The organism is Frondihabitans sucicola, assembly GCF_030296615.1.
In the GTDB taxonomy this organism is placed as follows: domain Bacteria; phylum Actinomycetota; class Actinomycetes; order Actinomycetales; family Microbacteriaceae; genus Frondihabitans; species Frondihabitans sucicola.
This window is the reverse complement of record NZ_AP027732.1, coordinates 615,783-629,423: the sequence shown is the minus strand read 5'-3', so window position 1 is coordinate 629,423 and position 13,641 is coordinate 615,783. Positions and strand designations below refer to the sequence as shown.

The 13,641-nt window shown below is 69.9% G+C and carries 13 protein-coding genes and 1 pseudogene; 5 read left to right on the top strand and 9 right to left on the bottom strand.

The annotated features are described in order from the left end of the window. The first annotated feature begins 33 nt into the window (after window positions 1-33). From QUE79_RS03285 to QUE79_RS03270, 3 genes and pseudogenes are all read left to right on the top strand, one after another. Window positions 34-1,224: a pyridoxal-phosphate-dependent aminotransferase family protein gene (locus tag QUE79_RS03285; protein ID WP_286346825.1), complete on the top strand. Its 1,191-nt coding sequence runs from the start codon at window positions 34-36 to the stop codon at window positions 1,222-1,224. Further along, window positions 1,221-2,464, top strand: a pseudogene (locus QUE79_RS25145) (Zn-dependent hydrolase). Before QUE79_RS03285 ends, QUE79_RS25145 begins: the two are co-directional and overlap by 4 nt. Then, entirely contained in the window at window positions 2,461-3,318 is an 858-nt protein-coding gene (locus QUE79_RS03270) for a MurR/RpiR family transcriptional regulator (RefSeq protein ID WP_286345413.1), read from the top strand. The pseudogene QUE79_RS25145 and the gene QUE79_RS03270 overlap by 4 nt, the downstream one beginning before the upstream one ends. A gap of 589 nt (window positions 3,319-3,907) precedes the next feature. Here QUE79_RS03270 and allB read toward each other — a convergent pair. Beyond that, window positions 3,908-5,254: an allantoinase AllB gene (gene allB, locus QUE79_RS03265; RefSeq protein WP_286345412.1), complete on the bottom strand. Its 1,347-nt coding sequence runs from the start codon at window positions 5,252-5,254 to the stop codon at window positions 3,908-3,910. A 126-nt stretch (window positions 5,255-5,380) separates the two neighbouring features. Here allB and QUE79_RS03260 point away from each other — a divergent pair, with 126 nt between their 5' ends. Beyond that, window positions 5,381-6,391, top strand: coding sequence for a methylenetetrahydrofolate reductase (locus QUE79_RS03260; RefSeq protein WP_286345411.1), 1,011 nt, complete (start codon window positions 5,381-5,383; stop codon window positions 6,389-6,391). Window positions 6,392-6,443: 52 nt separating this feature from the next. Next, window positions 6,444-7,046, top strand: a complete 603-nt coding sequence (locus QUE79_RS03255) for a class I SAM-dependent methyltransferase (protein WP_286345410.1) — start codon at window positions 6,444-6,446, stop codon at window positions 7,044-7,046. 224 nt (window positions 7,047-7,270) lie between these two features. On the opposite strand, the gene QUE79_RS03245 is transcribed toward QUE79_RS03255, so the two are convergent. From QUE79_RS03245 to QUE79_RS03210, 8 genes are all read right to left on the bottom strand, one after another. Further along, window positions 7,271-7,750 (bottom strand): pyridoxamine 5'-phosphate oxidase family protein, encoded by a 480-nt coding sequence (locus QUE79_RS03245; RefSeq protein WP_286345408.1) that lies wholly within the window; start codon window positions 7,748-7,750, stop codon window positions 7,271-7,273. Then, a complete protein-coding gene (locus QUE79_RS03240) occupies window positions 7,747-8,541 on the bottom strand; it encodes a creatininase family protein (protein ID WP_286345407.1) in 795 nt (264 codons plus the stop codon). The genes QUE79_RS03245 and QUE79_RS03240 overlap by 4 nt, the downstream gene beginning before the upstream one ends. Further along, window positions 8,538-9,884: an FAD-binding oxidoreductase gene (locus tag QUE79_RS03235; protein WP_286345406.1), complete on the bottom strand. Its 1,347-nt coding sequence runs from the start codon at window positions 9,882-9,884 to the stop codon at window positions 8,538-8,540. Before QUE79_RS03235 ends, QUE79_RS03240 begins: the two co-directional genes overlap by 4 nt. Window positions 9,885-9,967: 83 nt before the next feature. Continuing rightward, window positions 9,968-10,369 carry an SDR family NAD(P)-dependent oxidoreductase gene (locus tag QUE79_RS03230; RefSeq protein WP_286345405.1) on the bottom strand — a complete coding sequence of 134 codons (402 nt, stop codon included), beginning with the start codon at window positions 10,367-10,369 and terminating at the stop codon, window positions 9,968-9,970. Between the two features lie 44 nt (window positions 10,370-10,413). After that, window positions 10,414-10,755, bottom strand: coding sequence for an SDR family NAD(P)-dependent oxidoreductase (locus QUE79_RS03225; protein ID WP_286345404.1), 342 nt, complete (start codon window positions 10,753-10,755; stop codon window positions 10,414-10,416). 7 nt (window positions 10,756-10,762) lie between these two features. Beyond that, window positions 10,763-11,944: an ABC transporter substrate-binding protein gene (locus tag QUE79_RS03220; RefSeq protein ID WP_286345403.1), complete on the bottom strand. Its 1,182-nt coding sequence runs from the start codon at window positions 11,942-11,944 to the stop codon at window positions 10,763-10,765. A gap of 71 nt (window positions 11,945-12,015) precedes the next feature. Further along, a complete protein-coding gene (locus QUE79_RS03215; protein ID WP_286345402.1) occupies window positions 12,016-12,852 on the bottom strand; it encodes an ABC transporter permease in 837 nt (278 codons plus the stop codon). Continuing rightward, on the bottom strand, window positions 12,852-13,634 hold the full coding sequence (locus QUE79_RS03210; RefSeq protein ID WP_286345401.1) for an ABC transporter ATP-binding protein: 783 nt from the start codon (window positions 13,632-13,634) through the stop codon (window positions 12,852-12,854). Before QUE79_RS03210 ends, QUE79_RS03215 begins: the two co-directional genes overlap by 1 nt. Between the last annotated feature and the right edge of the window lie 7 nt (window positions 13,635-13,641).

Here is a 13,641-nt window from a genome sequence, read left to right as displayed (position 1 = left end):
TTTCAGCCGATCGATCCGCCCGCGCGACTTCTGATGGGCCCCGGTCCGATCAACGCCGACCCGCGCGTGCTGCGCGCCATGTCCGCGCAACTCGTCGGCCAATACGACCCGTGGATGACGGCGGCGATGGACGAGACGCAGGTGCTCTACCGCCAGGTGTTCCAGACCGCGAACGAGCAGACGATGCTGGTCGACGGCACCTCGCGCGCCGGGATCGAGGCCGCCCTGGTGTCGCTGATCGAGCCGGGCGACCGCGTCCTGGTGCCGATCTTCGGTCGTTTCGGGCACCTGCTGCGCGAGATCGCCGAGCGCTGCGGGGCCGAGGTGCATGTCATCGAGGTTCCGTGGGGCCAGGTGTTCACGGCCACCGCCATCGAGACCGCGATCGCTTCCGTGCGGCCGAAACTCCTGGCCGTCGTGCACGGCGACACCTCGACGACGGTCGCGCAGCCCCTCGACGAGCTGGGCGCGATCTGCGAGCGGGAGGGCGTGCTCTTCTACACCGACGTCACCGCCTCGCTCGCGGGCAACACGTTCGCGACCGACGAGCTCGGCCTCGACGCCGTCACGGCCGGTCTGCAGAAGTGCCTCGGTGGCCCCTCCGGCTCCTCTCCGGTCACGTTCTCTCCGCGCGCGGCCTCCGTCATCACAGCCCGCAGGTCGGTCGAGGCCGGGATCCGCAGCGTGGGCGACGCCGTCAGCGCGCATCCCATCCGCTCGAACTACTTCGACCTCGCGATGATCTTCGACTACTGGGGTCCCCAGCGGCTCAACCATCACACCGAGGCCACGACGATGCTCTACGGCGCCCGCGAGTGCGCGCGCCTGCTGGTGGAGGAGGGCATCGACGAAGCCGTCGCTCGCCACGCTCTGCACGGCGGGGCCATGCTCGCAGGGCTCCGGGGTCTCGGGCTGGAGATCTTCGGTGACCCCGCGCACAAGATGAACAACGTCACCGCCGTCGTGATCCCGACCGGAATCGACGGTGACAAGGCCCGCGGAGCGATGCTGAACGACTTCGGCATCGAGATCGGCACCTCGTTCGGGCCCCTGCACGGCAAGGTCTGGCGGATCGGCACCATGGGCTACAACGCCCGAAAGGACACGGTGCTGACGACGCTCTCGGCGCTCGAAGCCGTCCTGCGGCGCTCGGGCGTCGCGGTCACCGGCGGCGGGGGAGTCGGGGCCGCCTACGAGGTCTACCAGGACGCGGGTGTCGCATGACGACTCCGATCGACGCCGCGACCATCCTGGAGCGCTGCGACGCCCTGGCGCGAGAGACCTCGACGCCGACCGGCATCGAGCGGGTCTACCTCTCGCCCGAGCACGCCGCGGTGAACGCCATGGCTGCCCGCTGGATGAGGGAAGCCGGGCTCGAGACCGAGACCGACGCGGCTGGTAACCAGCGTGGCCGGTTAGAGGGCAAGGTCCCGGGACTACCGGCACTCCTGCTCGGATCGCATCTCGACACCGTTCCCAACGCCGGCCGGTTCGACGGGATCCTGGGCGTCATGATCGCGATCGCGGCCGTGGACCGCCTGCGCGCGAAAGACGTCCGACTGCCCTTCGCGATCGAGGTCCTGGCGTTCGGCGACGAGGAGGGGACGCGCTTCGGCACGGCCCTGCTGGGATCGCGAGCCGTGGCCGGCACCTGGCCGGAGTCCTGGTGGGAGCTCACCGACGCCGCCGGGCTCTCGCTTCGCGAGGCGTTCGTCGAGTTCGGTCTCGACCCGTCTCGGGTCGGCGAGGCCGCCCATCGACCGGACGAGGTCGTCGGCTATCTCGAGGTGCACATCGAGCAGGGGCCGTACCTCGAGGAGGCCGACCGTGCCCTGGCCGTCGTCTCGTCGATCGCGGGTGCGCGCCGGTTCGCACTCACCCTCACCGGCGAGGCCGGGCACGCCGGGGAGTGCCGTTCCACCGGCGCCACGACGCCCTCGCCGGCGCCTCCGAGCTGGTCCTCGCCGTGGAGCGCCTGGCGCGCGACGCCGGCTGCATCGCCACCGTCGGGCGCCTGCAGGCCTACCCAGGCGGCGTCAACGTCATTCCCGGCCGCGTCGAGTTCAGCCTCGACCTCCGCGGCGAGACGGACGAGGCGCGCGACGACGTCTGGGTCGGGATCCAGTCCGTCGCGGCAGAGGTCTGCGATCGTCGCGGCCTCGCCTTCGCGGTCGAGGAGACGCACAACGCCCCCGCGGTGGTCGCTTCACCGAAGCTGCAGGACGTCGTCGGTGCCGGTATTCGGACCACGGGCGACGCCGATCCGATGGTCCTGTTCTCCAAAGCCGGACACGACGCCATGGCCGTGGCAGACCTCACCGACTGGGCGATGCTCTTCGTGCGCAACGGTCGCGGAGGAATCAGCCACCACCCCGACGAGATCGTTACCGAGGGCGATGTGGCGGCCGCCCTCGACGCGTTCGAGGGCGCGATCCTGGCCTTCGCCGCCGCATATGCCTCGTGAGTGATACACCGACCGAGGTGATCCATACCTCTGGTGACATACAAACCAGGATCGACTCCGGCTACGGGAGCCTGACCCCGCAGGAGCAGCGCGCTGCCGACTTCATCCTCGACCACCTCGACGACCTGGCCGTGTACTCGGCGACCGAGATCGCCGCATCGAGCGGGGTCTCCAAGGCGACCGTGTCGCGACTCTTCCGCAGGCTCGGGTTCGCCGACGCCCAGGAGGTCCGGGAGCAGGCGCGGTCCCTGCGCCGCCGCGGCGTGCCCGTGGGCCCTGCCGCGGATGCCGCCGTCGGATTCGCTCAGCACGTCGCCGCCGAGCGGGCCAATCTCGAAGCCCTCGTGGCGGGCCTCTCCGACGGGCGCCTGGACGCCGCCGCGGCGCTGCTCGCCGGGGCGCGCGAGGTGGTCGTGATCGGATTCCGCAACAGCTACCCCGTAGCCCTGCACCTCCGGCAGCAGCTCGTGCAGGCCCGCCCGGGGGTCCGGGTCGCGCCTGCGCCCGGCCAGTCGGTCGCGGAGGAACTCGCCGACCTGGGGCCCCGAGACGCAGTCGTCCTCGTGGGCTTCCGGCGTCGGCCCTCGGGCTTCGTCGAGGTACTGGCCGCACTGGAACGGCGGCAGGTCCCTGTGATCCTGATCGTGGATCCCGGCGCCCGGCTGCCGACAGCCGCGACGACCCGGGTGCTGACCTGCCCGGTCGACAGCGTCGCCGCCTTCGACTCGTACGGGGCCGCCATGAGCCTCGCCAACCTGCTCGCCGCGGCCGCCCTGGCCGCGGCCAAGGGCCCCGCACGCGCCCGGATCGGCGGCATCACGTCGCTCTACGCGGAGCTCGGCGAGCTGGAGTAGGGCGCGGGCACTGCCTCGTCCCGTGCGGCTGTTGCCCGCTGTGCCCTCGGCCCGGGGTCACGGTCGGTAACTCAGGCTCCAAGCCGCGTTCTGGCTTCGTGGAGCGCGCCAACGCGGCTTCCAGCCTGAATTGCCAGCCCGCCGGCCGCGACGCTTTGGCGCGCCGTTGGTAACTCAGGCTCCAAGCCGCGGTCTGGCTTCGTGGAGCGCGCCAACGCGGCTTCCAGCCTGAATTGCCGGCGCGCCGAAGCTTTGGCGCGCTGTCGGTAACTCAGGCTCCAAGCCGCAGTCTGGCTTCGTGGAGGGCGCTCTTGCGGCTTCCAGCCTGAATTGCCGGCGCGGCTGCTGCGCGGCGCGGGCAGCCGTCGGTAACTCAGGCTCCAAGCCGCAGTCTGGCTTCGTGGAGCGCGCCAATGCGGCTTCCAGCCTCAATTGCCGGCGCACCGGGCGTGCGGCCTGGGCCGACCTCGCTGACTCAGGGCGGAGGGCGCAGCCTGCGCAGGCGAGCGAGCCGCTGGTCCCGTCAAGCCCTGCACCTCACAACGAACGACGCCGGCCCCGCCCCGCCCGCCTCGCCCCCACAGGAAACCTAGGTCCGCCGCAGCAGGCGCCCCGCCGGCGCTGCCGAGTCGACCTCAGCGCCTCGCAGCCACACCCGCGCCACGTCGCCGTGCAGGTGGCTCCCGTCGAAGGCGCTCACGGGGTTCTTGTGTGCGAGAGCCGCAGCGGACACCGTGAACGAGGCGTCGGGATCGAAGGCGACGAGGTCTGCCTGCGCGCCGACGGTGATCCTGCCCCGGTCCGACAGTCCGACCAGGTCGGCGGTTGCCGTCGACATCCAGCGCACCACCGCTGAAAGCGGGATTCCGCGCGAGCGAGCCCCGGTCCAGACGGCCCGGAAGCTCAGTTCGAGGCCCGAGATGCCGCCCCAGGCGAGGTCGAAGTCGCCGTCGCCCGCGAACTTGAGGGCGGCCGTCGAGGGGGAGTGGTCGGAGGCGACGAGGTCGATCGTGCCGTCGACGAGAGCCTCCCAGAGCTGCTCCTGGTTGGCGGCGTCGCGGATCGGCGGGCAGCACTTGTACTGCGTGCCGCCGTCGGGGATGGTCGCTTCGTCGAACGAGAGGTAGTGCGGGCAGGTCTCGACGGTCAGCCTCAGCCCGGAGGCTTTGGCGGCGCGGATCGCCGGGAGCGCCGCTGCCGACGAGAGGTGCAGGATGTGGGCGCGACCGCCGGTTCGTCGGACGGCGTCGATGACGTGCTCGATGGCCGACTGCTCGCTGGAGTCGGGGCGCGATCGCACGAACGCTTCGTACGAGGCTCCCGCGGGTGCGGGCGCCGCCGCGAGGCTCTCCGGATCTTCTGCGTGCACGATCAGCAGGCCGTCGAACGCGGCGATCTCGGCCATCGCCTCGTGCAACTGGGCGGTCGACAGGTGCGGGAACTCGTCGACGCCCGACGGTGACAGGAACGCCTTGAACCCGAACACCCCGGCCTCGTGCAGCTCGCGGAGTCGACCGAGCGACGACGGGATCGCGCCGCCCCAGAAGCCCACGTCGATTACGGCCTGCGGTGCCGCGGCGTCGCGCTTGAGGTCGAGCGCCGACGGCGTGGTGGTCGGCGGGATGCTGTTGAGCGGCATGTCGACGATCGTCGTGACGCCGCCGCGCGCGGCCGCCGTGGTGGCGCTCGCGAAGCCCTCCCAGTCGGTGCGCCCCGGCTCGTTGACGTGCACGTGCGAGTCGACGATGCCCGGCAGGAGGACCTGACCCGAGGGCAGGATCACCTCGTCGACGGCCGCCAGGGGAGCGTCGACCCGGTCGATGGAGACGATCACCCCCTCGCGCACGGCCACCGCCGCCGAGCGGAAGTCGCCGTCGATCAGCGCGGAGTCGCTGCGGACGACGAGGTCGAAGGGAAGGGCTTCAGAGTCGGGCATTCCTTGATTTTACGGGGTTTTACCTCCTCGAAACGGCAGGACACCTCGGCCGAAACAGAGAAATGTAAGTGTGGTCAACATGGAGAAGTCTGTCGTCGAGTGCCCCAAGCACATGGAGTACGGGCCGTGCGGGGAGTGGAGTTCGACGGCTCCTGCGAGGTGGCCGATCACGCCTGCGTGTTCCTCGACCTGCCGACGGTGCGGTGGGCCCGGTCGGCCGGCTCGCGGCCGCCGGCGCCCGAACCCGCCCGGGCGCCCGGCACCATGCGCCACGTTCTGCGGCAGCGCCAGGTCGTCGTCGCGGACTTCCCCGCGCGAGCGCTGAGCGCGTCCTCTCTCACGGAGGTGTCCGCGATCCTGCTCGGGTCGGTGGATGCCGTGCTGGCCGGCGATTCCGGGGCAGAGCGCGTGCAGTTCTCGCCTGCGTATCGTGCGGCGCTGATCCAGCGGCAGGGCCTTCGGGTCTGGAGCGGCCTGAACTGCCGCGACCGCAACCGGGTCTCCCTGGAGGGCGAGCTCGCCTCCCTGGCCGATGCGGGAGTCGCGGGAGTCCACTGCGTCACCGGCGACCACACGCGGACGGGGTCGCGGCCCGACGCCCGACCCGTCTTCGACCTCGACTCCACCCGGCTCGCCGCGCTCGCCCGCGCCGCGGGGCACCTCGTCTCCGTCGCCGAGTCGCCGTGCGCGCCGCCCACCGGGCGTCGTGCCGAACGCCTGGTCGAGAAGGTCCGCGCGGGCGCTGAGGTCTGCTTCGTCAACCACGCCGGGGGAGCGGCGCCGGTCTCGTCCTTCATCCGAGAAGTGCAGGACCTCCTGGCCGAGTCGCAGGATCCGGGGGCTGCCGTGGCCTTCGTTCCGTGTGTTCCGCTGGTGGTCGACGTGGCGTCGGCGCGGCTGCTGGAGTCGTTCACGACGCTCGTGCTCCCGCCCGGGTACCTGGAGCGGATCCTGCGCGCCCCCGACCCGTTCGCCGAGGGCGTGTCGGCGGCCGTCGACCTGTCGCTGGAGATGCTCGCCCTCGACGGGGTGCGGGGCGTCAACCTCTCCGGCGGGGCCGGGCCTGCGGGTGCAGCTGTCTTCGCGGAGGCCCTCGCCGCCGTCGGGCGAGAGCTTTCTCCCACGATCCAGACATGAAACCACTCGATCCCGTGGTTTCGTGTCCGATTTTCGGTGCCAAGCTGGTGCCGTGACCGACAACGCCTTCTGGCAGGACCGCTACTCCCGCGCGTCGGCGTCGGGCGAGCAGCTGTGGTCGGCGGGGCCGAACGCGTGGATCGAACAGACCGTCGGACACCTGCCGATCGGCGAGGCCGTCGACCTCGCAGCCGGTGAAGGACGCAACGCCCTCTGGCTCGCGGCCCGCGGCTGGACGGTCACCGCCGTCGACTTCGCCCCCGCGGGCCTCGCGATCGGACGGGCCCGCGCCGCTGAGCTCGGAGTCGAGGTCGACTGGGTGGAGGCCGACGCGACCTCGTGGATCTCGCCGTCGCTGGTCGACCTCGTCGTCGTCGCGTACCTGCAGCTGCCCGCCGACGCACTCGCGGACGCCCTGGCCAACGCGAGCGCGTCCTTGGCGCCGGGCGGCACCCTCGCCCTGGTCGGTCACGCGCTCGAGAACCTCGCCGACGGCGTCGGAGGGCCGCAGGATCCCGCGCTCCTGCACCGGATCGACCACCTCTCCGCGACCGCTCGCGCCGTCGGACTCGACGTCGAGGAGTGTCGCCTGGTCGCGCGAGACACCGCTGCCGGCACGGCCCTCGACGCCGTGCTCGTCGCTGCGCGCCCCTAGGGCGGGTCTCTCGATTCGCCGCGATCCAGACCACACACGACCTCCGGCCACGTGGGAGACACACCCTAGGCCGCCGGCGCTCCGTGACCACTGCGCTCACCTGTCGACACACACCTACCCCGCCAGGAACCGCCGCGACCACCCGCCGCCCGGGGCGAGGGCGAACTCCGTGCGCTGCGACGCGGTGTCGCCGTTCGACGACCAGAAGGTGAGGCGCGTGGGCGTCACCAGGTAGCCGACCCACGACGCGGGCTGTTCGAAGACGCCCGCGTGGGCCTCCTCGAAGGCGGCCCACTGCTCGACGCGCGCCGCGCGGGGAGGCCGGCGAATTCGTGGGTGTTCAGCCAGGCGAGCTGTTTCAGATAGGGCGACCGCGACTGGTACGCCGCCGCCACGGCGGAGGGCGCTGCCGGCGCAGCCGTCCCGCGCACGACCAGTTGGCGCGTGAACCCGGGCCACAGCACGGTCAGGGCCACCGCGGGGTGAGCTGCGATGTCAGCGGCCTTGCGGGACGCACCGTCGGTGTTGAACTGGAACCCCGACTCGTCGAACGACGTCAGGAGCACCGTCCGCGCATCGGGGTCGCCGGCGGCGTCCACCGTCGACAGGGTGATCTGCGGCCGGTCGGGGTCGTCGTTCGCGGGCAGCCAGTCGACGAGAAGGTCCCACGCCTCGGCTGGGAAGACCGCCGAATCGGAGCTCACGACAGCGTGCCGGGGTCGAGGATCGGGTGCTCGAACCGCGCGATCTCGGCGAGGGAGGCGACTCCGGCGGCGATGGCCCTCGCGTACAGGGTCGCGCCCCACTCGGCGGAGGCCTCCGACGCGTCGCCCACCACTCCCGCCGGCCCGAAGTCGTTCGACAGCCAGCCGAAGTGCACCGGTCCGCCGTTGAACCTGATGTATTCCAGATCGAGCATGTGGTCGGGGATCCACCGGGCCGCCTGTGACATGTCGACCAGGTCGGGGCGAAGGTGCAGGATCATCGACGTCTCGCTGTGACCCCCGTGCACCCCGAACCCGTGCTCGTCCGGCCCGTTCGTGCCGTCGCCGCCCTGCATGTTCGAGCCCATGAGGAAGGTCCGCAGCCCGAACCGGCGCCGGAGCTCCCGCAGGGCGACCTGCAGCAGGGCGATGTTGCCGCCGTGGCCGTTGTAGAAGACGATCGTTCGCGCGGGGGTGTTCGCGATCGAACGGCCGATGTCGACGACGGTCTGCAGCAGGGTGTCGGCGTTGAGCCACATCGTGCCGGGCGCCCAGTGGTGCTCGTCCGACTTGGTGTAGGCGAGGGAGGGCAGCAGCCAGACGTCCTGTCCGGCGTCGGCCGCGGCCTCGACCACGCCGCGACCGATCAGCTCGGCCATCAGCCAGTCGGTGGAGAGCGGCAGGTGCGGGCCGTGGTGCTCGATGGCTCCGGTCGGCAGCACGAGCACCGACGAGGAGGTGAGCGTCGAGGCCAGCGCCGGCCCGGAGAGGTTGACGAGATCGCGGTTCATGAGACCTTTGCTCCGGTGGTGAGAGGGGCGTCGACGAGCTTGCCGGGGTTGAGCAGGCCGTCCGGGTCGGTCGTCGCGGCGAGCGCGCGCGTGCGCGCCGGCTCGAAGTCGACGTACCACTGGTGCGGGTTGTGGAAGCCGACGCCCAGCTCGGTGAGCCGCGCGAACCCGTCGTAGACGGCCGACGCCGACGTGTACGTTCCCGCCAGCATGCCGATCGGTCGCCCGTGGGCGGTCTCGATGTGGAGCATTCCGCCGGGGTAGACGGCGTGGACCTCGTCGATCCGGTCGATCAGGGCGTCGCCGGACACCTCGACGTGGAAGTACGTGTCGGGGTAGGCCTTCTGCAGCCACTCGATGGGGTGGTTGTACGACATCATGCTGATCTTCATCGACGTCTGCGGACCCTCGCGGACGTCTTCGACCCGACCACCCGCGGCGAGGACCAGGGACGTCGCCGCCTCGACCGTCGAGGCGTCCAGGATCGCGCGCAACGACGCCCGTCCGGCGGGAATCCCCGGATCGTCGGGCAGCGCGTCGGCCAGTGTCGCGAGGTCGCCCGACGCCAGGCGAGGCAGCGGATCGAGCTCGCCGAAGGCCCGGATGAGAGGAAGGAGCTGCTCGAACGTGTCGAAGCTGGCGAAGAAGCCGCGCCAGTCCTGGAGCGGCTCGAGCCGGATCGTCGCGCGCGCGATGATCCCGGCGGTGCCGTAGTTGTGGACGTAGGCCTGAGCCTCCTCACCTTCGACGTGGATCAGCGTCGCCTCGGGGGACGCGTGCACGACGTCGAGCGCGAGGACGAAGCCCATGTGATTGGAGCCGTGCTTGATCGAGCCGGTGCCGCCTGAGCCGCCCGACAGGAAGCCGCCCAGGGACGACTGGGCGGTGGACGGATACAGGAGGATCTGCTGATCCTGCTTGTTCGATGCCTGCTCGAGGGCGACCATCGTGGCGCCGGCCTCGGCTGTCAGGTAACCGTCGCCGACCTCGGTGATCGCGCGGGCCTTCGTCATGTCGAGCACGAGTCCGCCCGCCATCGGGATGGCCTGGCCGTAGTTTCCGGTGCCCTTTCCCCGCGGGGTGATCGGGACTCCGTGGCGGGAAGCCGCGCCGACGACGGCCGCGATCTCTTCGGCGGACGTGGGGAAGGCGACGAGGTCGGCCAGGCCGAGGGGAAGCTGCTGACTGATGACGGGGGAGAGGCGGGAGCCGTCGACGGAGGCTTTTTCGCGCGCGGCAAGCTCGACGGAGACGCCGCGGTCGCCGAGCAGTTCGCGCAGTTCGACGACGAGCGCCGAGAGCGCCGCGGGTGTCGGTGACGCCGCAGTGGTGGAAGTGGTCATGATCGTGCTTTCTGGATCGTGGTCGCTGCCTGGTGTGGTCGATGCCGTGATGGATGGGTGAAGGGACGCCGCGGTGGGCACGGCTACGACATGACCATGCCGCCGGTGACGTTGATCGCCTGCCCCGTGAGGTAGTCGGCGTCGGGCGTGGCCAGGAAGAGGGCCACACCGGCGACGTCCGCTGGGGAGGCGCACCGCCCGAGCGGTGACAGCGCCGACCACGAAGCCACCATCTCGTCCGTGCGGGTGGCCGCGCCCATCTCCGTGAGCACGTAGCCGGGGCAGAGGCAGTTGACGTTGATCCCGTGCTCGCCCCACTCGAGGGCGGCCACACGCGTGAGGGCGACGACGGCGGCCTTCGAAGCCGGGTAGGCGCCCTCGCCCGCGCCGCCCTTCTTGGCCGCCATCGACGCGAGGTTGATGATCTTGCCCCCGCCGCCGGCCGCGATCATGGTGCGCGCGGCGGCCTGCATCGTCGTGAGCATCGCGCGGGCGTTGATGGCGAAGGTCGTGTCCCAGTCGTCGACGGTCAGGTCGAGGAGGAGGAGAAGTGCAGGATCCCGGCGGAGTTGACGAGGATGTCGACCCCGCCGAGCGCCTCGAGAGCGTCACTCATCGCGGTAGCCGTGTCGCCGGGATCCTGCAGGTCGACCTGGTGGTAGGACCCGCCGATCGAGGCGCAGAGTTCCGTGCCCCGGTCGGCGAGCAGATCGAGGACGGCGACGTGCGCGCCCTCGGAGGAGAAGCGGCCGGCGATCTCGGCGCCGATTCCGCGAGCACCCCCGGTGACGACGACGCGCTTGCCCTCGAGTCGCAGGCCGGAGGGCCGTGCGTCAGCGGAGGGGGCCGTCGTCACCGGGAAGTCGCTCATGAGCGGCTCAGAATCCGATCGACTTGTCGATGAACTCGTTGGTGAAGATGTCGCTCGGCTTGAGGTCGGGTTTGAGGACCGTTCCGGAGGCCTTGTAGATCGGGGTGTCGACGTCGATGACCTTCTGGATCCGGCTCGAGTCCATGTCGCCGACGTACGCGTTGTCGCCGTTCGACGCGATCTTCAGCTTCTTCATCTCCTTCACGGCGTAATTCGCCACGCCCTCGTCGTACACCCAGCCGTTGTTGTACTGGGTGACCAGGTCGGTGATGAGCTTGTTCGTCGTGGCGGGTGACGTGATGTAGTCGACGTCGGCCTGCTGGAGGACGGGGACGAGTTTCTTCAGGCAGGGGCTCAGCTTGGTGAGGTCACCGGTGCGGACCGACATGGCCTCGGGGTAGATGGGGTATCCGGTGTCGTTGACGAGTTGGAATTTGACGTCCTTGCCCCAGGCCTGGACCTCGTTCTTGTAGATGTAGGGCTCGGCGGTTGCGAAGCCCTGCTGCGCGTCCTTGCCCTTGGCGACGACGAACTTGGACGGGGTTCCGTCGTAGCTTCCGTCAGTGGTGGACTTCGGGAGGATGTCGTTGCCGATGAGGTAGTTCATGTAGGCGGCGCCGCCGAAGTAGCGAACCACTCCGCCGTCCTTCTCGAGGGCGGTTCCGAGCTCTTTGATCGTCTTGACCTTGGGGTAGGTCTTCGGGTCCCACATGATCATCTGCGGCGAGATGTCGTTCTCGGCCATGACGGCCGTGGTGGGCAGCTTCTGCGAGTTCTGCACGGCTTCGTCGGTGGTGACGTAGCCGAGCGTGATCGACTTGTCCTGGTACATCTGCGACGAGACGGAGGCGTACCCGATGGCCGGTCCCCCGGCGCGGATCTCGACCTTGACGCCGGTCGACTTGCCGCCCGACATCAGGTCGCCCGAAACCGACTTCTTCGAGGCGTCGACGGTGTAGTTCGATCCGAGCAGCTGGTACAGGTGGCCGTGGTCGGCCTCCGGGTTCCAGTCGGTCTGGATGACGACGTTGGCCGGGCAGACGCCCGACAGGTCGACCGCTGCCGATGCCGTGGTCGCCTTGCTGCCCGTGGTGGTGTCGCCTGAGCCGCTCGAGGAGCAGGCGGTCAGGGCGGCGGCTGCGGCGAGGGTCAGGCCGATGGCCATGGCGCCGCGTGTGTTGAGGTGCATGTTTCTCCTTGGGGATGCGGGAAGGAATGCAGAGCTGTGGTGCGGGGAGGGGCTGTGTTGCGACAGGAAAGTCAGTTTTGGTCGTACCACTTGCCGATCGCCAGTCGGCGAAGGACGTTGAAGAGGACGAAGACGAGCACGCCCAGGATCGACGCGGTGAAGATGGCCGCGTACATCTCGGGCCCGTTCAGGCGTTGGTTCTCGATCGAGATCAGGACTCCGAGGCCGCCGTTGCCGCGCTGGAAGAACTGGTCGGCGACGACGGCGCCGATCACCGCGAGGCCGGCGGCGTTGCGGAGGCCGACGAAGATGGACGGCAGAGCCGCTGGGAAGCGGAGCTTCATCAGCAGCGTGAACCGGCCTGCGCCCTGGAGCTGGAACAGCTCGCGCTGACCCTTGTCGATCGACTGCAGGCCGAACAGGGTCGAGGCGATCATCGGGAAGAGGCAGAACAGGACGGTGACGATCACGCGCGACTTGAACTCGTAGCCGAACAGCGAGCCGATGAGGGGGACCAGCGCCAGGATCGGGATGCAGAGCAGGACCACCGCGTACGGGAAGAGCGCGCTCTCCAGCCACTTGGCCTGCGCCATGATGACGGCCCAGATCATGCCGATCACCACGGCGATCACGAGGCCGACGACGGCGACCAGGAGCGTGCTGCCCAGGGCCTGCACGAGCTGCGTCTGGAACGCCGGCTCGGTGAAGACGGCTTTCAGGATCAGGTGCGGGTACGGCACCAGGAAGGGCAGCTGCTTGGCCTTGTCGTAGTAGAGCGCGGCGAGGTAGAAGAGGCCGAGGAGGAGGAAGAAGACGACGATCGGCAGGCCGACGTTCATCCCGCGGCTGCTGCCGGAGCGGCGGCGCGTGGTCCGCTGCGTCGAGTCGACGCGTGTGTCGATGGCCATCAGTGGTGCCCCTCTCGGAGTGCGTGGGAGACTTCGCCGACCAGCTTCCCGAACTCCGCCTCGAAGCGGATCTCGGGGCTGCGCGGCATGGGGAACGGCACGTCGAAGGTGTCGACGATGGTGCCGGGGCGGCCCGACATGACGATGACGCGGGTGGAGAGGTAGACCGCCTCCGACACCGAGTGCGTGATGAAGAGCCCGGCGAACTGCTTCTCGACGAACAGTCGCAGGAGCTCGTCGTTGAGTCGCTCCCGAGTGATCTCGTCGAGGGCGCCGAACGGCTCGTCGAAGAGGAACAGCTCGGGATCCAGGGTCAGCGAGCGTGCCAGCGAGGCGCGCATCTTCATGCCCCCGGAGAGCTCTTTGGGCAGGTTCTTCTCGAAGCCGGACAGGCCGACCAGGTCGATGGCCTCCTGGGCCTTGACCGTGCGCTCCGAGGCGGACCGGCCGTTCAGCTCCGCGAGCAGCTCGACGTTCGCCTCGACGGTGCGCCACGGGAGGAGGGTGGCGTCCTGGAAGACGTAGCCGATGCGGTCCGTCTTGACGGCGGCGGTGCCCTGCGAGGCGCGTTCGAGACCGGACGCGATCCTGAGCAGGGTGGATTTGCCGCAGCCCGAGGGGCCGACGACCGTGACGAACTCGCCGCGGTTCACCGTGAGGTCGACGCCGTGGAGGGCGACGGTGCCGTTCGGGAACTTCATCTCGACGTCGGAGAAGTCGAGGAGTGTGTCGCTGCGAGCGGGACTCGTGGACGTGGGGTTTGCGGGGGCTGTTGTCGTCATGGAGGAC

Coding starts and splice junctions, on each gene's coding strand:
- QUE79_RS03210 (WP_286345401.1), bottom strand. CDS start 13,634: ATGACGACAACAGCCCCCGCAAACCCCACGTCCACGAGTCCCGCTCGC.
- QUE79_RS03230 (WP_286345405.1), bottom strand. CDS start 10,369: ATGCTCACGACGATGCAGGCCGCCGCGCGCACCATGATCGCGGCCGGC.
- QUE79_RS03240 (WP_286345407.1), bottom strand. CDS start 8,541: ATGAACCGCGATCTCGTCAACCTCTCCGGGCCGGCGCTGGCCTCGACG.
- QUE79_RS03220 (WP_286345403.1), bottom strand. CDS start 11,944: ATGCACCTCAACACACGCGGCGCCATGGCCATCGGCCTGACCCTCGCC.
- allB (WP_286345412.1), bottom strand. CDS start 5,254: ATGCCCGACTCTGAAGCCCTTCCCTTCGACCTCGTCGTCCGCAGCGAC.
- QUE79_RS03215 (WP_286345402.1), bottom strand. CDS start 12,852: ATGGCCATCGACACACGCGTCGACTCGACGCAGCGGACCACGCGCCGC.
- QUE79_RS03285 (WP_286346825.1), top strand. CDS start 34: ATGGGCCCCGGTCCGATCAACGCCGACCCGCGCGTGCTGCGCGCCATG.
- QUE79_RS03225 (WP_286345404.1), bottom strand. CDS start 10,755: ATGAGCGACTTCCCGGTGACGACGGCCCCCTCCGCTGACGCACGGCCC.
- QUE79_RS03235 (WP_286345406.1), bottom strand. CDS start 9,884: ATGACCACTTCCACCACTGCGGCGTCACCGACACCCGCGGCGCTCTCG.